The sequence below is a fragment of the Nostoc sp. PCC 9305 genome, from assembly GCF_963920915.1.
Taxonomy (GTDB): Bacteria; Cyanobacteriota; Cyanobacteriia; order Cyanobacteriales; family Nostocaceae; genus Nostoc.
On sequence record NZ_CAWUDN010000098.1, the window covers coordinates 1 to 23,375 of the forward strand.

Below are 23,375 nucleotides of genomic sequence, written 5' to 3' on the forward strand. Positions count from 1 at the left end.
CTGATTAACTCAGCCCTGCTGGGTCATTTTGTATGGCTTAGTCTAAACTCCAGTTCAAAGCCTACGCGCATCTTGACGGTTAAAGGGCGATCGCTAACTGCTTGCCGTAGTTCTCCCAAAATCCGATCCACTTTTTCCGGCAAGAGCAGCAATCCACCCCCAACATTTTTGCGATAGATTCTAGGTGCTGGACAGCCCATGTTCAAGTCAACTCCAGCGATATTATAGTTGCATAGTTCCTTTGCTGTTCTGACTAAATCTGGAATACTTTCGCCAATCATTTGAGCAAAAACGGGACGACCTGTGTCGTTTTCGGTGATTGCTGCCAGAATGCTACGATTGAGTCGTGAGGTATCATTGACGCGGAAATATTCGGTGAAAAAGTAGTCAGGGCTGCCGTAGTGGGCAATGACCTTCATAAACCAGAGGTTGGTCACATCCTGCATAGGCGCAAGAGCCGTGAGGGGTAGGTGTGGATAGAACGATTGGGGAAGCGATACCTGGGGCATAAAAATGAAGAGCGATCGACAAAGCTCACTGTTAAGTTATAAATAGCCAGACGTAAATCAATTAAAGTTTGTAGTGTACCCCTTCGGGGAAGCAAGCTACGCATAGCGTCTCGTAGAGAGGACTTTAGTCCTAATTATCGTTGCTTTGAGCGATGAATCGCTCACTACAAACTAGGAATTTATTAGTCAATACGCTTGGATTAAGCATTTTTTTCTTCTCTCTGTTTCCTCTGCGCCTCTGCGGTAGCCTGCGGCAAGCCGCTCCGCGTCTACGTGAAAAAATTTGACTTTTATAAAAAGTTTTAGCCTTAACTGAACCGTATTGGTTTATTAGTAATCTTATTCAACAATTTTTTTATCAAAACTAACTAATACCACAAGCTGCTAATTTTACAGCTAAAGCATCAGGGTAGCGCCACGGTTGAGAACCACCAATCCAAATACGTGAGGGTAAATGACCGATTGGTGCTTTGAGACTAAAATTGAATTCTGAATTTGCATAACTATAATTGTATATATGCCAACCAACTTGATTACAAAAAACTCCATAGTCGCCATTCACGTTTTTGTAAATAAGTGTCTGTATGCTAAAACCAAAGCGTTTATGACTGTAATTCACCCATAAAAGGTCAATTTCCTGCAAATCTTCACAGGTAAGTTTCTCAAGATCGCTACTAAATATATAGCTACCTCTAGGCTTTGCTAGTGCTTGACACATTAGTTCCCAAGTTTCTCTATCTGCTAATTCCCATTTTCCTTTTGCTAATAAATCACGCAAATGCCTATAATCAATAGTAGTTACTGTACGATAACTAGAAATATTTAGCAATTTCTTTGGTTGTTGCTCCAGCATCTGTAAAACTTCTGTTGCCGATTGGAAGCGTTGCGAAACGGCATTTTGTAAAAGTTTATCTAAGATTTCACAAAGGTGAGCGCTAACAGTATTGTTGGCTGGTAAATGTTCTTGCCATACCCAGCGATCGCTAGCAATATCAAACAAATCAAAGGGAGAAACATCGGTAAGTAAGTAAATACATGTTACACCCAAGCTGTAAAGATCGCTGGCTGGTAAAGCCTTGCCTCGCATTTGTTCGGGAGCGATATATTCTGGGCTACCTACTATTGTGCCTGTACGAAGTTGCTTCGCGTTATTGGCTAATTTAGCAACTCCGAAATCGATTAAAACCAGGTCTCCTCGACCCGAACGGCGCATAATATTTTCCGGTTTAATATCTCGGTGGATTACTTGTCGGGAATGGATAAATTGTAATGTGAGCAATAAACTTTTTAATATCTCCCAAATTTGTGGTTCTTGAAAAACGCCCTGCTTTTGTAATTCCTGGGCGAGTGTTTGTCCATCTACTAATTCTTCAACGATATAAAATTTTTGATTTTGTTCAAAGTGCGCTAGTAATTTGGGTATTTGAGAGTGTTCTAGTTCATTGAGACGAAGCGCTTCTTGATGAAATAAATTGACTGCCTTATGCCAAATCTCAGTATTTTCCTTTTGAAAACATAGTTGTTTAACCGCACATTTGGGTTGATCTGGAAGATGTTCATCAATAGCTAAAAACGTTCTCCCAAAGCCACCGCTTCCAATGATGGCGAGTGGACGATATCGCTGTTTGAGTAATAATTCTTGACCACAACTATTGCAAAAACGAGAACTGTCAGAATTTTGTGGACGTAGGCAATCAATATTGGTACAGTAGCTCATACTATATGAGTTCTATTTGTTGCAATTACTATATATAAAGTATTCCCACGATCGGGGCACTCTTACTAGTAGAAAAGACAGCGATGCCTAGGTTGGGCTACACCTACGCACTTTATAAGTTTTGGCATAGTAGCAGTGTACTGCCTGTTGCAAGCGATCGCTGCTTTGGTGCAACTTTGACTCTTTGAATTTTTTGTCAGATACAAGGGTGATATAACCAAATAGAAGTATCAAAAGCTACTGAAAACAACGTTTAGTTGCCTCTGCAATGCGTTCCCCAAAGCATTATTCTCTGTTATTCTTCTAAAAGAAAATTCTTTTGCTCCAAGTCTTTCTCCTATTTATATTAACTAAGTATGTGTCTCAATGATGTAGTGATTGACCGTGCCAGTCCCAGTGATGTTACTGCAATCGTCAAGTTGGCCCAAGCCAATGACGCAGAACATGGTGGCATGTTGTTAGGTCATCTTGAGCCAGAGGCTGTGATGATGACTATCTCTCAAATGCCGAGCGTTGTAGCCCGAAAAAATGGTCAAGTTGTAGGATTCTTACTCAGTTGGTCAAAGACAACTGCTAATCTACCAATTATAAAGGTGATGTTACAAACCTATTCTGGTACAAAAGATGCTTACTTATACGGCCCCATTTGTGTTGATGAAACGATGCGTGGGCAAGGTATTGCTGCGGTAATGTTTGCTAAGTTGAAAGATTTTCTACCAAAGCGGGAAGGAATACTGTTTATCAAGGCAAATAACAAAGCATCACTTCAAGCACATCAAAAGATGGGTGTGTGCAAGATGGCAGAGTTCATCTATGAAGGCACTGAATTTTTGATATTCGCGTATAATAGCTAACTACTTTATAGGTTCTCTTTAAAATTAAACTGAGTGGCTAATCTGAAATAATTTAAGTTATTTACTACTTGCTTAATCTGGAAAATGACACAAGAGGGTTATTAGCCAACAGCCAAGAAATTTATTTCATGACGGAAAATGGGGCTTGATGGTGTAAATTATTTATCCATAAGTGTGTAATCTGCTCTTGTTGGAATCCGAACTTTTATGCATTTCCTCAAAGTATCAATTTTGACATTCCTTGTCACTACATTTTCATTTGTTCAACAAAGCCGTGCTGATACCAGTGCGCCACCAATTAAGACACAGGTTCAGCAAGTAGCACAGTGGTTCACTGGTTTTTTTGATAATGCTCAACAGGTTGCTAATAGCCCATCTGTGCCATTAATTACTATATCAAGTTGTAGCGTACAACTGGATGGTACTAATCCTCTAGCTGAAGCACAGAACGTTTATCTAGAGCAAGAAAGCCCAGGTTTTGAGCGGCTACGCCTTTATTCTTTTAATCAAGGAAAGTCGGCTGTGAATCTAGGTATTAGCAGCTTTTTAAATGAAAATACTGTACGCGGGTTATGCAATCATTCTCAGCCTAGGCGACAGCTTAGTGTTAACAATGTTGAGAAGAACACCTGTAATCTGCAATTATTTTGGGAGCAAAACAGCTACATTGGGAATAACGCTCCCAATGGCTGTATAACAAGTAATGGCTTCAAAGTGGTTTCCGATATAACTATTGAGCAAAGTAGCATCGACTCCTTAGACAAAATTTTTGACAAGAAAGGCAATTTACTTGTGGCCACACCCATTGAATTTCGTCGAGTTAATTCTGTTCCAGAACCCTCTGTCATATTCGGGTTACTAGCTTTGGGAATTTGGAGTACAAAAAATGCAATTTCAGATCGGCACAAACAGAAATCAAAAAAGAATTAAATCTCTGTTTAAAGTTAATGATAGTAGGGTGACAACGCTGTAAGCTTTAGCTGATTAACAGGAGCCGGATCGATTTAATTAGTGTCCAATAACTAAACATTCATTTTGTACTCTGGTAAGCATATCGTTAAAAGCAGGAGTATAACAACCATCTTTATCAACAACCCTACGGAGAGTATACTCACCAGCACGAGAAAGCCCGCCGAACCAAACGTTCTTTCTGTGCCAAATATCTCCATTGAGAGAATTTTTGTCTTGGGACATTGTGAAACTGACAATCGATTTTGGAACTGATATTCCTAACAGAATAGGTGTGATTTGAGCTTGTTGCAAAGTTTCATCTTCAAACTGAATTTTGTAACTTACTTTAAACAATTGAATTAAACGTAGTAATATCCAGCCAGTAATTGAGTCATGAAAAGTCCACTGTAATGGGGCAAAGATTGCTAAAAGCAAATTTCTATTCTCTATATCCCATTCTAAATTGTACATAGTAATGCAAGTATCTGGCAGTGGATTGCCATCCATAAAAAACACACCTTTAAGGACAGATGGTAAGTTTGTTTCTTTGATTGGAATCATCCAGGTTGCAATATTATTAAGTTGCTTTTTTTCAATTAATTCAGCCATATAATTTGTAATTACTTCCTTTCGGCTAAAAGAATACCTAAATTTGTAAAGAACTGAGTCAGAGAAAATATGATTAATCTGGCGCTAGAAAAAGAGTAAAATCAACATGATAAGTAGATATGCACAGATGTACATTGGTGTCAACTTAACGTGAAAGCAAGCCTAGAAAAAGCTTTTAGATATTAGACCTCTTGCAAAAGTCCCTAACACCCCACCCCCAACTCCTCCCCGCTTGCGCTACGGTGTACACACATCTTTGTATAAAACCAAAATCGTTGAAGATCCCCCTAAATCCCCCTTAAAAAGGGGGACTTTGACTCTGGTTCCCCCTTTTTTAAGGCTAGGGGGGATCTAAACGCTGTGAGGCAACTCTCAAAGACTTGTGTGTACACCGTAGGCTTGCGGGCAGGGGAGACAAAGCGTAGCTTTGGCGGGGTGGGGTTCTTTCTTATTTTTGATTTATGCAAGAGGTCTATTGTCTCGTTGTCTCGTTCCCAGGCTCCGACTGGGAATGCCGTCCTGTAGGCTCCGCCTCCCTTGCTGGCGGCAGAGCCGCAATTGAAGTGCATTTCCAGCCTAGAGGCTGGAAACGAGATTTGAAAATGAAAAGGCTTTCAGCTTAAGTTGACACTAATGACATCTGTGCGCCCCTACTGGAAGTTACTTACTCACAGTCGTTGAGCAAAACCTTGTAGTACTAAACTATTAGGAGTAACGGCAGTAACTTTTTCAAAATCCCACTTGACTTCTGTAATTGAGTCCCATTGATAGTTGTGAAACAGATGTAAACAGAAAATTTTGATAAAGCCAATTGATAAGGATGTACCAGGACAGGCTCGCTCATGCCCTTCGCCGTTCCAAGATAAGATATCTGAAAAATCCCGTGTTAGATCAAAATCATCTGGATTTTGGTATCTATTGGCATCCCGATTAGCTGTAAGAATAGAGCCAAGCAAGCGAGTACCTTTTTGAAATGGACATTTTTGTTCTCCAATCTCAACTTCACCCGCTTCAGTGGTGAGTTGGCTAACAAATCGCACAGGTGGATAGAGACGAGCTGTTTCTAAAATCACTTGATTGAGAAGTGTTAACTTTTCTAGAGCGTCTGAGTCTAAAGTTTTCTTGCCATTCCAGACTGCATTCACTTCTGACACTACATCATTTCTGAGAGTATTATTTAAGCAGAGAACACCAATCACAGATCCTAAAAGCGCACTCGTGCCGGCAGTACCAGCGATATGAATCATATCGAAAAGGGTATTAGCAATTTGGTGTTCGTTCAACTGATACTGAGCGCCTGTTTCAAAGTAAGATGCCCATTTAGCTGATTGTTTATATCGGTTAGTTAAGTATTGACGATGCCGAATTTTTGGCGCTGTTAATATTGCCAGCAGATACTTGCTGATAAAATTAGGCAAGGATGCAAGAGCCAAACCTTTAATGTAACTATCGGATGCTGTGATTTCTTCCTCAGATAAAGATATCTGAAAAACTAGTTGGTGCAAACTCGACAGCATAATTTTTGGCAAATCGTTGCCGATGTGTAATTTGCCTTGTTTAGCAGCTTCTAACAGGCTTTGCTCTACTAAATTCCCTAACAAGTCTATTTTTTGAGACGGTTCTGGTAAGGCTTGTAAAATTACAGTACGTAATCCTGTGTGTTCGTTACCGTTGGTTCCTAAACTCAGAGGATTATCCAGCAGGTAGCTAGGAGCTAATATTCTGATGATGCCTAAATCATTTCCTCGCAGTTGTGGTTGGGTTTGCATTAATTCTCTCACCTGCGAGTGAGAGGAATGCATAATTGCTTGGTCTACTGCAAAATACTTGTCTCCAATATTATCCTTACGGATGTAGAGAAAGTCCCGCCATGCGTTGAGCATGATTGACGCATCCATGTAATAAAAAATCAAGCGGAGAAACTTGCCGATCGCAGTATCGTAACCTACTTTAGCTAGTATAGGTGCAAGCCAAAGCTGGCGATCGTGACCTTTGAGGACTTTATCTTTAAGTGTCATAGTATTTATTTTGAGTCATTTGTCATTGGTCATTGGTCATTTGTCTCTAATTTTAGATATTGATGCTCTGAGGAATTTTAGAAGGAAGTAGATACTCATAGGGTGGACGGTGCAAATTACGTTGCTTGATGGTATCTTCTACCTGCTGAAGATTACTCTGGAATGCTTGTAACAATGGTTTTACTTTTTGGTCTGTAAAGTATCCTTGCTGATAATCACCCAGCTTGTTGTAATACACAGATCCCAACAAGCTGAGTAGGTTGTATTGCCGTTGTGCCTGATCTAAGGGAGGGAGCAAATTAAGGTAGTCTTGCTCAGTAACTTCTCTTTTGAGAGTTGAGGCTGGTAAATAACCTGCCAATGGTATGGCTGCGGCGTAGCCCATAAAATCTTTTTGCGGAAAGTTAACCGCAGCGTGTTGGGCGCTAGCAGTGAAAATAATCAGCGTAGTGGCATCAATCAGGTAATTGCGCGTTTTGATGCCTCCATCTTCGCCAAAATCGGGGATGCGACCACCATCGTAAGCTGGGATTTCGGCTGCCCAGGCTTGCAAGGCTGTATCTTTCTGAATGTCTTCATCGGTAGGGTAGTAAAGGTTCAGGTAGTCTGAAACCCATTGATGAATGGCATCCCAGACTAATAGTGCATCATCTCGGTAAGGATAAATAGGCAAGAGGTTGGGATCGTCTACACCGCGCTGTTGGAATTGCTTAGGTAAGATGGCGCTGTTAAAACCATAGCTTTGCAAGCCTAGCACTGCTAAAACACGAGAGTTATCGATTGATGATGAGAGTAATCTATCGACACCACCACCAGGAGCAATGAGAATCCGTTGAGCGGCATCGTTAATTGCTAAAGTGCTGTCAAAATGCGGGTGCAGTAGAATTCTTAGGGGATGAGTAAGTGGTAGTTGTCGAGCGGTGGCGATCGCAAAAACACCAATTAACAAGTGAGTTCTTGCTAGGTGAGTAACAGCTTCGTGGTAGTTGGCATCTGCGATTTGGACTATTGTTTTGGCAAAAAGCCAAGAGTATTTACCGGAGTTAGGGGTAACAATTGGATAATCTGGGTCTGGGGTTTGACCACATTGAATGGCTATCGGACGCAATAAACGGTTGGGGTCTGAGCCTTTGGGTAAGGCAAACAGTGCTAGGGGAGCATAGAGATATTTTTGCTCGTGTGGGAATGTACCGTTGACCGCACCATCTAAAATTTTATAGTCAGCTAAGTAGAGCCTGCCTTCAAGTCCGGCTGCTGCTAATGAGTCGTCAGTTCCCATTACTCCTTGGTAATGTTCTTCTGTGACTGGGAAGCGATCGCCTGGAGTCGTTACTCGCGCGATCGTGACGGGATTGTAGCCAGCCACTCGCATGTAGGCAAATACTTCATCTTCTTGGTAGGTTTTGGCGATCGCTGGCACACCAATCACTGGAAACAAATTTTCGTAGTCCTTAAGACTGGTTGCATGTCCTGTCGGCTGTCCTTCGTATAGAAGGTTAATTATCCTATTTAGGGCATCTCTGAGGATTACAAGTCCGTTTTCTTTCAAAATAGAATAAAAAAGATCGTCGAGTTCTCTAACATCCTTAGATATACCTTTGAGCAAAAACTGAGGGATAATTTGCAGGATTCTTGCCAGAATAGTGATTTTTACTGGTACTGCTCCCTTGAGCAAGGCTTCTAAAATAAACCTTTCGACATCATCACGAATCGATTTAGAACCTTGATTGCCTCTGTTGACAATCAAGGTATTGATAAACACAACTCGTAACTGCTGGGCTAATAAAAAATACCAGTTAGTCGCGAACTCTTCCGCAAGAGAAAGCCGATCCAGCATCGCAATAGATGGAATATGGACGTAGTTATATTGATACTCTTGCCTAGCTATATCTAAAGTATGAGTACTTGATGAGCTGATTGAATTTTCTGGTGATGAAGCAGTCATTGATCCTACTCATGTTTAGTACGGGGAACTTTAATAGTTTAAGATAAACAGGTTTGAATTACCTAAACGTATTATCGCAATCAAGTTTAAAATTACGATTTTTCTAAAGAAATTTTCTGGATTTTCTCAACTCCTGAACTACGCACCAAATGTTTATAAATCTTGCAATAAATATTTATCAATACAAATAGTATTTGCCAAGTTTTAGAAACAATTCTCAATTAAAACTTTACTGCTAAGGTATTGTGTTTGAGTTGACATTTGAACCACTGAAATAAGATCGGGAATACGACTATCAGATTCTTTCTCTGCTGCCGATGTCTCCAATGCTTCTTCTGCTTACACAACGATGGAATATTTTTCTATTATCTTGGGGAACTCCAAGAAATAAATTATCCAATCTTGTGGGGTGGGCAACATGAGCGCCATATATATAAACTGGGCGCTCATGTTGCCCACCCCACAATCAATAATTGAATATTTTTTTATTTGGAAGTCCCTTCCCTCCATCAAAAATCTATCTCTATTTCACTGCCTTTATCCTTCAACAGTTAGAAGCAACGAATTTTGCTCCATGCAAAGCTATGAAAGAAAGTTCTCATACTGCGATCAAAGGATAAATTTGTGGATATTAGCAGACGAAATTTACTGAAGGTAGTTTCTGCTTCTGGTTTAGGTGGAGCTGGGGTATTTGCTTTACAAGGTTTAACCAAACAGGTTTTAGCGCAAAATCAGTCTAGCCCACTCCAGATTAAAAAAGGGGAAATGCTTTACAGGCAACTAGGACGCACCAAAGAACAAATATCTGTAATTGGTCTAGGTGGTCATCATATTGGTAGACCAAAAGATGAACAAGAGGGTATTAATCTGATCCGTACTGCTCTCGATCGCGGGATCAATTTTATGGACAATAGCTGGGATTACCATAATGGAGGTAGCGAAATTCGCATGGGTAAAGCTCTGCAAAATGGTTATCGTCAAAAAGCTTTTCTGATGACTAAAATCGACGGTCGCACAAAGGCGGCGGCTGCTCAACAAATTGATGAATCTTTAAAACGTTTGCAAACAGACCACATTGATTTGTTGCAGCATCATGAAGTTATTCGCATGGAAGACCCAGACCGGATTTTTGCCCCTGGTGGTGCGATGGAAGCAGTGGTGGAAGCACAAAAAGCTGGCAAGATTCGCTACATAGGCTTTACTGGACACAAAGACCCTTTAGTACATCTGAGAATGTTGGAAGTTGCCAATCAAAACAACTTCCGTTTTGATGCAGTGCAGATGCCGTTAAATGTTATGGATGCGCATTTCCGCAGTTTTGAGAGGCAAGTTTTACCCAGACTGGTTGAAGACGGAATTGCTGTACTGGGGATGAAATCAATGGGCGACCAAAACATTCTCAAAAGCAATGTGGTCAAACCGATCGAATGTCTGCATTACGCGATGAATCTGCCAACTTCAACGGTGATTACAGGCATTGAAAGTATGCCCATCTTAAACCAGGCTTTCGAGGCAGTACGTACTTTTACACCCATGAGCCAGGAGCAAGTTAGAGCATTACTGAATCGGACTCGCCAAGCTGCTCTCAAAGGTCAATATGAACTGTTTAAAACCACTAACCAATTTGATAGTACAGCCAAAAATCCTGAGTGGTTAGGATAAGTTTTAGCTAGGGCGTGTTTTCAAACTAAGGTTTACAGCAAACAACCGTATATCTTGCTGTGGACACAAAACTAGCAGAGCGGCTGCAAAGTCCAGAACTGAGCGATCGCGAGTTGGAAGTGTTGCGCCTGATGGAAGTACTCAAAAAATGTCATCATAGTTAAAGTGAAAACATTCTGGAGACAAGACAACGGTTTACGCACGCCCTTTAGCACGGTTAATTGAACAATTGCAACGCCTACCGGGAGTTGGCCCCAAAAGTGCCCAACGACTGGCTTTGCATATTTTGAAGCGACCAGAAGCAGAAGTAGAAGCTTTGGCGCAAGCTTTAATTGAGGCAAAAAAACAGATAGGCTTGTGTTCTGTTTGCTTTCACTTATCTGCTGAACCTGTTTGTGAAATTTGCCGCAATGCCAACCGTGACAATAACACTATCTGTGTTGTTGCAGATCCTCGTGATGTGATTGCGTTAGAAAAAACCCGCGAATACAAAGGTAAGTATCACGTTTTGGGCGGGGTGATTTCGCCAATTGATGGAATTGGCCCAGATCAGTTGAATATACTAGCTTTGCAGCGCCGGGTGAGTCAGCAAAAACCTCAAGAAGTAATTCTGGCAATTAGTCCGAGTGTAGAAGGGGAGACAACAACCTTGTATATCGGTCAGCTATTGAAACCATTTACCAAGGTGACGCGGATTGCTTTTGGTTTACCTGTAGGTGGCGATTTGGAGTACGCAGATGAAGTTACTTTGGCGAGGGCATTGGAAGGCCGTCGGGAGTTAGATTAAATGGCAATCTACCCTCTCGAAAAGAAAAACCTTATTTTCTGCGAAGTTCGATCGCACATAGGACTTACGCAAGAGCTTTCTGAAACTCTTATTTCTCCGTGTCCTCTGCGCCCTCTGTGGTTCGTTTTTTCATGATTTTGCGTAAGTCCTGGCACATAAACTGCATGAAGAAAAATCCCTTAAAAAGGTACAAAGTCAACACCCTAGGCGGAGCCTCCCAGAATGAGTTCCCAGCTTCTACGCTGGGAACCAGTCAGGACAAAGGCTGTATTTTAACTTAGTGCCATTCGTATCTATAAGCCTGGATTTTTACAACCAATTACCAACTATAACGTAGGGGGCCCAGTACATCGGACGGTTATATTCAGGAGCTTCAAGTAATTTTAATTGAGCAAAATGCAAAGCTTCTGCCGTAGTTTTACCAGTCACTAACTGGTGGTAAAATTCCTCAATCAATAAAGCTGTAGAGTTATCGCCAATTTGCCATAGGGAGGCTAAAGTACTCCGCGCACCAGCACGCAGGGCAACTCCTGCTAATCCTAATGCAGCTCGGTTGTCTCCTGCTGCTGTTTCGCAAGCACTCAAAACAAGTAATTCAACCGCTTCTGTTCGTTTTTGCTCTCTACTTTTGAGCAAACTATCTAATTCACTCACATTGATACGTCCATCGGCTGCCAGGATAAAAGTGTCTTTTGCTTTAGAGCTAAATTGCCCATGAGTTGCCAAGTGAACAACTCTAAAAGCTTGAGCGTTGATAGTTTTTGCTAAATTTGTACTGGTAAAATTTTTATCCAATAATGTAGTTGTCGATACGCCTGATTCTTGAATTAATTTCAGTTCAATCTTAACGTTGGGCAGTGGTGCAAACTTTTCACTTTTGGGTGGTTGTGATAGTCCTCCAAGCAGGGCATTTAATTTTTTGTGTGCTAAAGGTTTGGGAGTAAATAGTTGCAGTCCGGGGCTAATAGCTATAGAGTATTTTTGGACTAAATACTCTTTGCCATTATATAATGCAGACATCGGTATATTTCGCAGCAACCCATCTGGAATAAAGACTAGAGTATTAACTTTCCCATTTTTGAGGTCTGTTTCAACTGGTTTAATTAACCAGTTATAAAGCTGTTGAGAAACTGCTTGAAATTGCAGATTAGCATCAGGTTCGACTATTGTCTCTCGGATTTTTGTAATAACTTGCTCTACTTGCTGACGTTTGACTTGAGAAGTTTTATGCATCAATGTTTTATTAGGAAGTTTGATAATAATTTCTAAATAATTATCTAGAATAATCGGGTATAAAATAGCAGTATTCGGGTTGTCGCGGTCTACTACTTTGTCCAACACCACAAATTGGTTACTCAAGCAAGCTTCTCGGAAAAAATTATCGAGTTCTGCAACTTGCAAGGCTTCAATTCGCTGACGTGCTTTATCTAAATCTGGTTTTCCTTGTCCTTTCTCTTGTAAAATCAACTCTACAGACTGCCGATAAAGAGGTTCTATGCGATCGCGAAAATTGAACTGTACCTCTCGATTAACCGCAACTAAATCGCTGCGAAGAGACTGAAGAGTTGTTACAGCAGCATCATAAGCAGATATGGCGGCTGGGATATTGCCCTGTGCTTTGAGCAAACGTCCTAACTGCCACTCAAGGCGATAAGCTATATCTGAGGCATCAATTTTTTGAGCGATAAATAATGCTTGCTGCGTCAAATCTTGTGCTTCTTGCAATTGTTGGTTTTGCTCGTAAACTTCTCCCAAGCTGCCCAGTGCATAAGATTCGGCACGTTCATCGCCGATGATTTTGGCTTGTTGAACGCTAGTTGCCAACATCTCTGCAATGTCTTTTTTGTTACCAATTGTGGTCAAAGTCTGAGCAAAATTGATCCGTGCGTAAATACCAGCTTGATTGGTAGGCAGATTCGGGACTTGAGATTGGATTGTGGGTATTAATGATTTTGCTTCAGTGATGCGTTCGTTTTCGACCAGCAAACTCAGCTGATTAATCAGGGCTTGAACTTTGGCCAGAGGGTTTGGTGCAATTTTTGCAGCATTTTCATAATGAGCGATCGCACCTTTAATATTACTTAACGACCTAGCAGTATTACCGAGGCTAAACTCTGTCAAACTAATTTCTAGAGGCAGTTGCAGACGTTGAGCGATTTCTAAGCTTTGTTGTAAGTTTTTCTGGGATTGCTCAAGTTCACCTAATTGCTGCTGGACATTGCCAAGCGATCGCAAAGCTGTTACTTTTACAAGGGAGTCAGGTTGGGAAATTAATTGTTGGGATACTTCATTCAATATATCTAAGCTACGGCGGTAAAAACCAGCAACTCGTAGAGCTTGTGCTTGGTTAATAAGGCTGCGCGTTACTCCAGCATTATCATTTAATTTCTTCCAGATTTGCTCTGCTTCTTGTGATATTTTCACAGATGCATCAGTTTGTCCCTGTGCTAGTTGCAATTCGCCCTGGATATTAAGAGTTTGTGCCAGAATTTCCCACAATTCGGATTTTGGATTATTGACATTTAACTTTTGATTTTTTTCATCCCAGCCAAGTAAATTTAAGCTATTGTCGATAGTTGCATCAGCTTCTTTCCACAAACCAAGTTGCTGGTATATAAGAGAGAGGTTAGTCAGCGCTGCGGCTTGTGCAAGGTTATTATGTTCTCGTTGATAGGTACGGACAGCTTGTTGTAAAATAATTACGGCTTCAGTAAAGCGTCCAGTTTGATAAAGTGCTTCTCCTTGCTCAAGAAGTGGCTGTGGTGTTGTGGCTGGGAGTTTATTGGTTTGAATGTGAAACCTGTTTGGTGAATTTGTCTGGAGTTGTTTAGCAAATGTGCTAGGAATAATAGTCAAAAAAACAGCAAGGGTAAATAGGACTACGGGAGTTAGCGCAAATCTAACTACTCGTTTTACAAACTGAAGTTTTGCCATATTTCACACCTCACTGAGATACGGGACAAGAAACAGAAGTTTTCCAAGGGCTGTGAGGGTTGAATTGAGGAACTTGTGCTACTAGCTGTAAATTTCCTTTACTATCAACTAACCAACCAGAAGCTTCTACAATTGGAGTTGCACTAGCAATTTGAGAAGTAGTTGAAACTGCTGTTGATTTTGGCTGAGTCGTTGTGTTTGCCAAGTTTTCTGATTTTGGTCTTAATTTCACCCACGCAGACACAGTACTTGAATCTTGTAATGGTTCAGTAGGACTGATGGGTAATCCGCCGCGTCCTGTTGCTACAAATGTATTTTGGAATTGCCGAGTTCCAGGCGTACAGGCATTGGAAATTTGCCTAGAAGCATCAGCTAGATTAATTGGGAGTTCGACTAAGCCGTTACTAGGATTTACATCAGGCGGAGTAATTTCTATATTGCCACTTAAATCAGGAGTTGCGCCTGTGGCAGTGATATCGCTTGTGTTTAGCGAAGGCTGATTTCGGGACTGAATGCCAAAGATACCTGCAATATTTTTGATGGTGATATTCCCGCCACGGAAATTAGCAGAATCTGCTCTAATGTCGCTATTTTCATTGGGAACAGCCACGATAAAGCCATTTTTGCCATCAATGATAATATTACCGCCAGAGATATCATTACCACTGGCATTAGTGGTGATGCTGCTACCTCGACGTAATAATAGTAGAGGTGAGTTGAGAAAGATATCTCCACCACCTCCTGTAGTGTCAGCGCTTATTTTTGCGCTGTTGTCAAGACGGATAGAGTTAGCATTTACTGTTAAATTACCTGCTTCACTCTTACTTGTACTGCTGACAGTTATTTGCGCTCTATCTTTAAGAAGCAACTCACTATCGGTATTAATCTTAATACTACCTGCACTACCTTCCCCGCTAGTTGTAGCATAAAGTCCACTATCCCCACTTACTGACAATCTGCCAGTTTCGATATTAATATCACCTGCCTTACCCTTACCATTCTTTCGAATTTGGGTAATTAAAAATACGCTATTGTCTAAAGATACTTCCGGCGATTTGATGTTGATACTTCCACCATTACCGAATGAATTGGAACCCACTTCGCTATAAACGCGAGTGTTGTTTTTCAAGGAAACTTGCTCCCTCGCTTCCAAAGTAACATTCCCAGCTTGAGCGGGATTTCCATCCTTTCCCTTTCCATTGAGGATACTTGCAGCGACAATCGCCTCATTATCAAGAACAATAGAATTTGCCTTGATTGTAATCTCATTTCCATTGCCAGTACTGTTTCCAACAACATCGCTACCGATAGTTGGTTGGGTATTGTCTCTAAATCCTGTTAAAAAAACTGTATCAGTTGCATTAATGATTACACTGCCTGCCTTTCCTGCACCGTAAGTTCTGGTTAACAGTTGGGCACCGTTTTTAACAGAAAGTATGCCTGTATCAATGTTGATGTTGCCACCATCACCCCTAGCGTTGCTATTTACCCAGCTAAAGGCTCCCCCCCCATCGACGAAGCTCACAGCATTGGAGGCATTAATCTTAATACTACCTGCACTACCTTGCCCGCTAGTTGTAGCATAAAGTCCACTATCCCCACTTACTGACAATCTGCCAGTTTCGATATTAATATCACCTGCCTTACCCTTACCATTCTTTCGAATTTGGGTAATTAAAAATACGCTATTGTCTAAAGATACTTCCGGCGATTTGATGTTGATACTTCCACCATTACCGAATGAATTGGAACCCACTTCGCTATAAACGCGAGTGTTGTTTTTCAAGGAAACTTGCTCCCTCGCTTCCAAAGTAACATTCCCAGCTTGAGCGGGATTTCCATCCTTTCCCTTTCCATTGAGGATACTTGCAGCGACAATCGCCTCATTATCAAGAACAATAGAATTTGCCTTGATTGTAATCTCATTTCCATTGCCAGTACTGTTTCCAACAACATCGCTACCGATAGTTGGTTGGGTATTGTCTCTAAATCCTGTTAAAAAAACTGTATCAGTTGCATTAATGATTACACTGCCTGCCTTTCCTGCACCGTAAGTTCTGGTTAACAGTTGGGCACCGTTTTTAACAGAAAGTATGCCTGTATCAATGTTGATGTTGCCACCATCACCCCTAGCGTTGCTATTTACCCAGCTAAAGGCTCCCCCCCCATCGACGAAGCTCACAGCATTGGAGGCATTAATCTTAATACTACCTGCACTACCTTGCCCGCTAGTTGTAGCATAAAGTCCACTATCCCCACTTACTGACAATCTACCAGTTTCGATCTTAATATCACCAGAACCTTCTCCACTAGCATCGGCGGTTGCCTGTTGGGATAATTGAATATTCCCAAAATTTTGCACACCATCATAACCCAAGGCAAAACCTTTATTAGTAGCCGTGAGACTAACTAAACCATTTCCTGCGACACTGCCTAATTCTATCCGTCCGCCAGCAGTTTTCAGCGTTGCCCCTGTTAAACTAATATCTCCACCGACTAACGCTAAAGTTTTATCAGGTTGCACCCGCAACGCATCTTGTGTATCAATGATGGGAGAATCAACATCTCTTTTTCCCTGACCATTACCCTGTACTTGAATTAAACTAGAATTCGCCTCAAATTGCAAACCAACAGGCACGCTAATAGTTAATAAGGGTGCAGACTGAGGATTTTTGGCACTAAATTCAAATCCATCAGCAAATTTCATACTATTGGCAGATGTGGCAAAAAAGGAACCACCAATATTTAACCGAGCATTCTCACCAAAGATAATACCATTGGGATTAATTAGGAACAGGTTAGCTGTGCCGTTGGCTCGGATTAAACCATCAATATTAGAGATAGAATTTCCTGTAACTCGGCTAATAATGTTTTGAATGTTGGCAGGATTGTTAAAAAATGCCTCCGAGCCAGTAGGAACAGAAAAATCTTTAAAGCTGTGAAACAGATTACCCCTTGCTTGACTTCCTCCGGTGATTTTGAAAGTGTTGTTCTCTAATGTGACGTTGGAATTATTTGGCAGAGTAACATCTGGGATGATTTGGGCAACTGAGATATTTGCATACAAGGCGATCGCACTGACAATGGCAATTCCTAGACCTTGCAACCAGTCCAAATGCATAGTTCTAAAAGACATTGCACTCTCCTATAGAAAAGGAAGTTTACCTTGGAATCCATAATTAAGAGTACAGGTATTAGAACAATTAACTTATATGCAACTGGGCATTTTATCAAATTAGCGTTACTGAATCAAGTGAATAAAATCATGTGACTGCTACCAATTAAAAATTAGAAGGTAAAACCAGTCCAGAATGCCTGATTTATAACAGTGAATAAAATTATGTCATTGCTACCAATTAAAAATCAGGAAGAGTTAATCAACCAGCGATTACCTTCAGTTAAAGTTCCAATTTTGGATTCAGGAGAGAAACAATGTCTAACATCAATAACTACGGAATAGATATGAACAACGATAGACCTTTTCAAGAACTCAGCTGTGAAACAGCTGCTGCCATTCAGGGTGGTGCTTCAGCGCAAGTATTTACGGATGCAGATTTCTCAGGAACTGCTTCAAATATTTTTGATTATGATGTCCCGGATTTCCAGGGTTTTAACGATCAAATATCATCAATTAAAGTCTTTTCTGGTCAATGGGTATTTTGGTCAGATGCTAACTTCAGTGGTTCAGGTATAATCTTGGGGCCAGGAGAATATTCTAACCTCAGCAATTTAAATGGAGGGGTATATAATGATGTCATTTCGTCAGCAAAAAGAAACGTTCAATAAGAGCGTATATTTGACTTCCCTCTAAACTTTCTAGTGATTTTTATTTAGAGGGCAAAGCTGCCTCAGAATATAGATTTCTGAGGCAGTTGAATATCCGTATTAATCGTGTTGCCTCTACGGCATCAAAAACTTAAGTAATTAAACAATGAAATATCAAAGCATATTGCAGCATAGTGAGGAAGACTGTGGTGCAGCAAGCCTAGCGACAGTTGCTAAACACTATGGACGCACCTTTACCCTCAACCGGGTGCGAGAAGCAGTGGGAACAGGTTCGCGGGGAACCACCTTGTTAGGTTTGAGACGGGGAGCAGAAACCTTGGGATTCCATGCTCGTCAAGTTCAAGCCACTCCAGAACTACTAGAGAAATTAAATGAAGCCCGTAAATGTTGGGTTTCGTTCCTCAACCCAACCTACGCAAATTTATTTTTCTGGCTTAACTGAACCGTATTGGGATATCAGCAAATTTCTCGCTACTGGCATGACTTACAAGAAACTAAAAAATAAGTACTAAATAAGCATTTTTGTCAAGAATAATGCAGTTGAAATTGGAATTAGGTAAAAATATATTAAGCTAACCGTCATTGAAAGCTCAAAACTTATACTGCCTTGCTTTGCGCTTATCCGGAGTCCTCTCAGTGGCTCCAGATAGTGAATAAACTCATCTCACTGCTACCAATTAAGAATCAGAAGGTTCAGCTAAAAAACCTCTAATTTCTCACAGTGAATAAACTAATCTCACTGCTACCAATTAAGAATCAGAAGGAAGAAAACAAACTTACCTTCAGTTAAAACCCCAATCTAAAACTCAGGAGAGAAACAATGTCTAACATCAACAACAACGGAGTAGATATGAACAATCAAACATTAACAGAATTAAGTTTCAGCGCAGTGAAGGAAATAAACGATGAGGTGGCAGCTACCTGTAGTGGTGGTGATGGCTATATTAACGGCCCCGACCCAGATGTAATTTTGGTTACAAATCCAGGATATAACGGTGGTAGTCTGGCGGTTAATGCAGTAATAAATGATGGTGTTAGGTACGTTGGTGATAATTTCAACGATCAAATCTCATCTGTTAACATTGTTCGGGGTACATGGAACTTCTTTAGCGACCCTAACTATCAGGGATTTCTGGGGCAGCTCGGTCCAGGATCATACCCTCTTCTCACAGGGAGTAATAACGACAATATAGCTTCCCTCTTCCGTGTAGGATAGATTTAACTATACTCTAGTCTCCCAACGGATATTTCAAAAGACAGTATAACTTCCCTCTATCCTAACGCTGCTTCCATCAGTCTTGCAGGAAGCAATCGCTGCAAGGCTTATGAGACTCCACTTTCCGAGTTTTGGCTACATTTTTGAATTTATATTAGAAAATAAAGCCTCAAACCTTTATTGAGTCATAGTTTTAGGTTTCTGCTTCGATTATTGTTTTCTGAGAGTGATGGAAGAGCGCTAAGTAGGTAGGCAAAATTAAACCAACCAACCTAAACTTATGTAAAGCACCAGAAACGCTTTGAACATAAGCTTTTAAGCGATTTAGATTTCTTAATCTAGTTGTGTTTTTTAGCGTCTACCTACTTACACGATAGATAAAGCAATTTTACGCAATGGGAAAGCGACCTTCGAGTATACATTTCTCAGATAGTACAGCGCTTCCGGCTATTATGCAATACAGTTTTTCTCCTTGCCCTCTCCTATCAAAGCTTTCAAATTTGAGGATGTACCTCATAGCTGCCGGAAGTGCTGTATTAACAGTGTTTAGCTATCAGTTACTTTCAGAATATCAATAACTCAGTTAGTAGTTATTCACTTTTGAATGATAACTATTCACTGTTTACTTACTTTAATCATTAAACAATGAAATACCACAGCATATTGCAACATAGTGAAGAAGACTGTGGTGCAGCAAGCCTAGCCACAGTTGCCAAACATTACGGACGCACCTTTGCCATGAACCGCGTGCGAGAAGCAGTAGGCACAGGTTCGCGGGGAACCACGTTGCTAGGTTTAAGACGGGGAGCAGAAACCTTGGGATTCCATGCTCGTCAAGTTCAAGCCACTCCAGAACTACTAGAGAAATTAAATGAAGCCCGTAAATGTTGGGTTTCGTTCCTCAACCCAACCTACGCAAATTTATTTTTCTGGCTTAACTGAACCGTATTGGGATATCAGCAAATTTCTCGCTACTGGCATGACTTACAAGAAACTAAAAAATAAGTACTAAATAAGCATTTTTGTCAAGAATAATGCAGTTGAAATTGGAATTAGGTAAAAATATATTAAGCTAACCGTCATTGAAAGCTCAAAACTTATACGTTATTTTTCTTGCCAATCAAGGCTATGCCTTGCTTTGCGCTTATCCGGAGTCCTCTCAGCGGCTCCAGATAGTGAATAAACTCATCTCACTGCTACCAATTAAGAATCAGAAGGTTCAGCTAAAAAACCTCTAATTTCTCACAGTGAATAAACTAATCTCACTGCTACCAATTAAGAATCAGAAGGAAGAAAACAAACTTACCTTCAGTTAAAACCCCAATCTAAAACTCAGGAGAGAAACAATGTCTAACATCAACAACAACGGAGTAGATATGAACAATCAAACATTAACAGAATTAAGTTTCAGCGCAGTGAAGGAAATAAACGATGAGGTGGCAGCTACCTGTAGTGGTGGTGATGGCTATATTAACGGCCCCGACCCAGATGTAATTTTGTTTACAAATCCAGGATATAACGGTGGTAGTCTGGGGGTTAATGCAGCAGGAAATGATGGTGTTAGGTACGTTGGTGATAATTTCAACGATCAAATCTCATCTATTCAAATTGTTCGGGGTACATGGAACTTATTTAGAGACCCCAACTATCAGGGATTTCTGGGGCAGTTCGGTCCAGGATCATACCCTATTCTCACAGGGAGTTATAGAGACGGGGGTACTAACGACAATATAGCTTCCCTCTTGCGTGTAGGATAGATTTAACTATACTCTAGTCTCCCAACGGATATTTCAAAAGACAGTATAACCCGGATTTCTCACAAAGATTTAAACGAATAGCCCAAAACGCTTATGCAACTTAGACTTGAGATAAAATATCCCGTTGACATAGTGTTGTGATTCGTGCAGTGCCTAAAACGCTCAAAATCTAAGCTGGATAAAGGTTTGGGTGATAGCGATCGCACCGCTTGTGAGAAATCCGGGTATTAAGTTTCCTCTATCCTACACGATAGATAAAGCAATTTTACGCAATGGTAAAGCTACCTTCGAGTATACATTTCTCAGATAGTATTAACAGTGTTTAGCTATCAGTTACTTTCAGAATATCAATAACTCAGTTAGTAGTTATTCACTTTTGAATGATAACTATTCACTGTTTACTTACTTTAATCATTAAACAATGAAATACCACAGCATATTGCAACATAGTGAAGAAGACTGTGGTGCAGCAAGCCTAGCCACAGTTGCCAAACATTACGGACGCACCTTTGCCATGAACCGCGTGCGAGAAGCAGTAGGCACAGGTTCGCGGGGAACCACGTTGCTAGGTTTAAGACGGGGAGCAGAAACTCTAGGATTCCATGCTCGTCAAGTCCAAGCCACTCCAGAAGTACTTGAGAAATTAAATGAAGTCCCTTTACCCGCGATCATTCACTGGAAAGGCTACCACTGGGTGGTATTTTACGGTATAAAAGGGAAAAAATGTATTATCTCTGACCCGGCATTTGGTATCCGTTATCTCACCTTAAAAGAGTTAATGGCGGGTTGGAGTGATGGTGTGATGCTGCTGCTGATGCCAGACGACAGCCGCTTCTATGAGCAAGTAGAAGATAAAATTGGCGGTTTTGGGCGCTTCATTGCCCGGATATTACCCTATCGTAACCTGCTGATTCAGGCGATCGCCATTAACTTTGCGATCGGGCTGTTGTCCCTGGCTTCCCCTTTAATGATGCAACTCCTCACCGATGACGTGCTAGTGCGGGGAGATACCCAACTGCTGACAACGGTGGCAATTGGCGTCATTGCCATGAACCTAATTCAAAATGCCATTGGTTTGGTACAATCTCACCTGATTGGTCATTTTGGTCAACGGTTGCAATACGGGCTAATTCTAGAATACGGGCGAAAACTGTTGCGCTTACCCCTATCATATTTTGAAGCACGTCGCAGTGGAGAAGTCGTTAGCCGGATTGCAGATGTTCATACCATCAATAATCTCGTTTCCCAAATTGTCCTTGGTTTACCCAGTCAATTTTTTGTGGCTCTGGTATCCTTGGGTTTCATGCTTTTCTATAGTTGGGAACTGACTCTAGCTTCCGTCGCCGCCTTTATCATTGTCACAGGAGTCAACCTGCTTTTTCTTCCCGCCTTGCGCCAAAAAACCCGCAGCCTCATCGTTAAAGGAACGGAAAATCAAGGCTTCTTAGTCGAAACCTTTCGCGGTGTTCAAGTCCTCAAAACCACCCAAGCAACTCCGCAAGCTTGGCAAGAGTATCAGACAAATTTTGGTCGCATTGCAAACTTAGGCTGGACTACGATGAAGTTGGGACTTTACAGCAGCACAGTCACTAGTATTCTTTCCAAATTGACGAGTATTGGCATACTCTGGTTAGGTTCTAGCTTGGTGATTAATCAGACATTATCCATCGGTCAACTGCTGGCATACAGTGGGATGAGTGGCAGCTTTCTTGGGTTTTTAGGGTCAGTAGTCGGGCTAATTGATCAATTTATCACTGCTCAAATTGTCGTTCAACGCTTGACAGAGGTGATAGATGCTACGCCAGAAGATGAAAATGACTTTAAAAAACCTTGGGCAGAAATTTCTGGGAACGCAGATATTATTTGTTCTCAAATTAACTTTCACCATGCTGGTAGAACTGACCTGTTAGAAAATTTTTCTTTAACCATCCCTGGTGGTCAAGTAATAGCCTTAATCGGTCAATCTGGCTGTGGAAAAAGCTCTCTTGGCAAATTAATTACTGGTTTATATCAAGTCCAATCTGGTAATATTCGTTATGGCTTATATAACCAGCAAGACTTATCTTTAGAATGTTTGCGGCAGCAAGTCGTATTAGTTCCCCAAGAACCTCATTTTTGGAGCCGTTCGATTGTTGACAATTTTCGCTTTAGTTATCCCAATATTAGTTTTGAAAATATAGTCAAAGCTTGCCATATTGCTGGTGCAGATGAATTCATTAGTAAATTACCCGATAAATATCAAACTGTTTTAGGCGAATTTGGTGCAAATCTTTCTGGCGGACAAAGGCAGAGATTAGCTATAGCTAGAGCCATTGTTACTGACCCACCTGTATTAATTTTAGATGAATCCACTGGCGCTCTTGATCCAGTAAGTGAAACTCAAGTTTTGGATAGATTACTTGCTCACCGTCAAGGTAAAACCACAATTATGATTAGCCACCGCCCTCAAGTTATCAAACGGGCTGATTGGATTGTTTTACTTGAAAATGGACACCTAAAAACTCAAGGAACTCCAGAAGAATTGCGTCATATCCCTGGAGAGCATTTAAGCTTTATTGATGAGATTTATCTTAATAACAATGGGTTGAAATCTTCTTTAGTTATTCGGAATTAGTTAATGGAAATTATAT

The 23,375-nt window shown here is 40.9% G+C and carries 14 protein-coding genes and 3 pseudogenes; 10 read left to right on the forward strand and 7 right to left on the reverse strand.

What is annotated here, in order from left to right:
* Positions 1–53 precede the first annotated feature (53 nt).
* Together ACM0OX_RS27790 and ACM0OX_RS27795 are read right to left on the reverse strand one after the other, a co-directional pair.
* Positions 54–509 (reverse strand): annotated as a pseudogene (locus ACM0OX_RS27790) (tRNA-dihydrouridine synthase family protein); the annotation flags it as partial.
* Between the two features lie 364 nt (positions 510–873).
* Positions 874–2,226, reverse strand: coding sequence for a protein kinase domain-containing protein (locus ACM0OX_RS27795; protein WP_414518207.1), 1,353 nt, complete (start codon positions 2,224–2,226; stop codon positions 874–876).
* Positions 2,227–2,582: 356 nt separating this feature from the next.
* On the opposite strand from ACM0OX_RS27795, the gene ACM0OX_RS27800 reads away from it, so the two are divergent.
* Entirely contained in the window at positions 2,583–3,080 is a 498-nt protein-coding gene (locus ACM0OX_RS27800; RefSeq protein WP_414518208.1) for an N-acetyltransferase family protein, read from the forward strand.
* A 207-nt stretch (positions 3,081–3,287) separates the two neighbouring features.
* Positions 3,288–4,010, forward strand: coding sequence for a chromophore lyase CpcT/CpeT (locus ACM0OX_RS27805; RefSeq protein ID WP_414518209.1), 723 nt, complete (start codon positions 3,288–3,290; stop codon positions 4,008–4,010).
* 78 nt (positions 4,011–4,088) lie between these two features.
* Here the strand turns inward: ACM0OX_RS27805 and ACM0OX_RS27810 are convergent, their stop codons facing one another.
* From ACM0OX_RS27810 to ACM0OX_RS27820, 3 genes are all read right to left on the reverse strand, one after another.
* A complete protein-coding gene (locus tag ACM0OX_RS27810) occupies positions 4,089–4,640 on the reverse strand; it encodes a hypothetical protein (protein WP_414518210.1) in 552 nt (183 codons plus the stop codon).
* 668 nt (positions 4,641–5,308) lie between these two features.
* Positions 5,309–6,658: a cytochrome P450 gene (locus ACM0OX_RS27815; protein WP_414518212.1), complete on the reverse strand. Its 1,350-nt coding sequence runs from the start codon at positions 6,656–6,658 to the stop codon at positions 5,309–5,311.
* Positions 6,659–6,710: 52 nt separating this feature from the next.
* Positions 6,711–8,603 (reverse strand): lipoxygenase family protein, encoded by a 1,893-nt coding sequence (locus tag ACM0OX_RS27820; protein ID WP_414518214.1) that lies wholly within the window; start codon positions 8,601–8,603, stop codon positions 6,711–6,713.
* A 624-nt stretch (positions 8,604–9,227) separates the two neighbouring features.
* On the opposite strand from ACM0OX_RS27820, the gene ACM0OX_RS27825 reads away from it, so the two are divergent.
* Together ACM0OX_RS27825 and recR are read left to right on the forward strand one after the other, a co-directional pair.
* A complete protein-coding gene (locus ACM0OX_RS27825; RefSeq protein WP_414518215.1) occupies positions 9,228–10,265 on the forward strand; it encodes an aldo/keto reductase in 1,038 nt (345 codons plus the stop codon).
* A 229-nt stretch (positions 10,266–10,494) separates the two neighbouring features.
* The gene (recR, locus tag ACM0OX_RS27830) at positions 10,495–11,052 is read left to right on the forward strand and encodes a recombination mediator RecR (RefSeq protein WP_414518217.1); all 558 of its coding nucleotides are present in this window, start codon (positions 10,495–10,497) and stop codon (positions 11,050–11,052) included.
* Between the two features lie 309 nt (positions 11,053–11,361).
* Here recR and ACM0OX_RS27835 read toward each other — a convergent pair whose 3' ends face one another.
* Positions 11,362–13,986, reverse strand: a complete 2,625-nt coding sequence (locus tag ACM0OX_RS27835; RefSeq protein ID WP_414518218.1) for a CHAT domain-containing protein — start codon at positions 13,984–13,986, stop codon at positions 11,362–11,364.
* A 10-nt stretch (positions 13,987–13,996) separates the two neighbouring features.
* Positions 13,997–17,122 carry a filamentous hemagglutinin N-terminal domain-containing protein gene (locus ACM0OX_RS27840; RefSeq protein WP_414518219.1) on the reverse strand — a complete coding sequence of 1,042 codons (3,126 nt, stop codon included), beginning with the start codon at positions 17,120–17,122 and terminating at the stop codon, positions 13,997–13,999.
* Between the two features lie 296 nt (positions 17,123–17,418).
* Here ACM0OX_RS27840 and ACM0OX_RS27845 point away from each other — a divergent pair, with 296 nt between their 5' ends.
* From ACM0OX_RS27845 to ACM0OX_RS27870, 6 genes and pseudogenes are all read left to right on the forward strand, one after another.
* Positions 17,419–17,772 (forward strand): beta/gamma crystallin-related protein, encoded by a 354-nt coding sequence (locus ACM0OX_RS27845; RefSeq protein ID WP_414518220.1) that lies wholly within the window; start codon positions 17,419–17,421, stop codon positions 17,770–17,772.
* Between the two features lie 145 nt (positions 17,773–17,917).
* Positions 17,918–18,151, forward strand: a pseudogene (locus tag ACM0OX_RS27850) (cysteine peptidase family C39 domain-containing protein); the annotation flags it as partial.
* 441 nt (positions 18,152–18,592) lie between these two features.
* Positions 18,593–18,988 (forward strand): beta/gamma crystallin-related protein, encoded by a 396-nt coding sequence (locus ACM0OX_RS27855; protein WP_414518221.1) that lies wholly within the window; start codon positions 18,593–18,595, stop codon positions 18,986–18,988.
* A gap of 645 nt (positions 18,989–19,633) precedes the next feature.
* Positions 19,634–19,867 (forward strand): annotated as a pseudogene (locus ACM0OX_RS27860) (cysteine peptidase family C39 domain-containing protein); the annotation flags it as partial.
* A gap of 467 nt (positions 19,868–20,334) precedes the next feature.
* A complete protein-coding gene (locus tag ACM0OX_RS27865; protein WP_414518222.1) occupies positions 20,335–20,745 on the forward strand; it encodes a beta/gamma crystallin-related protein in 411 nt (136 codons plus the stop codon).
* 421 nt (positions 20,746–21,166) lie between these two features.
* Complete coding sequence (locus tag ACM0OX_RS27870; RefSeq protein ID WP_414518223.1) at positions 21,167–23,359, forward strand: peptidase domain-containing ABC transporter; 2,193 nt, start codon at positions 21,167–21,169, stop codon at positions 23,357–23,359.
* The last annotated feature ends 16 nt before the right edge of the window (positions 23,360–23,375 follow it).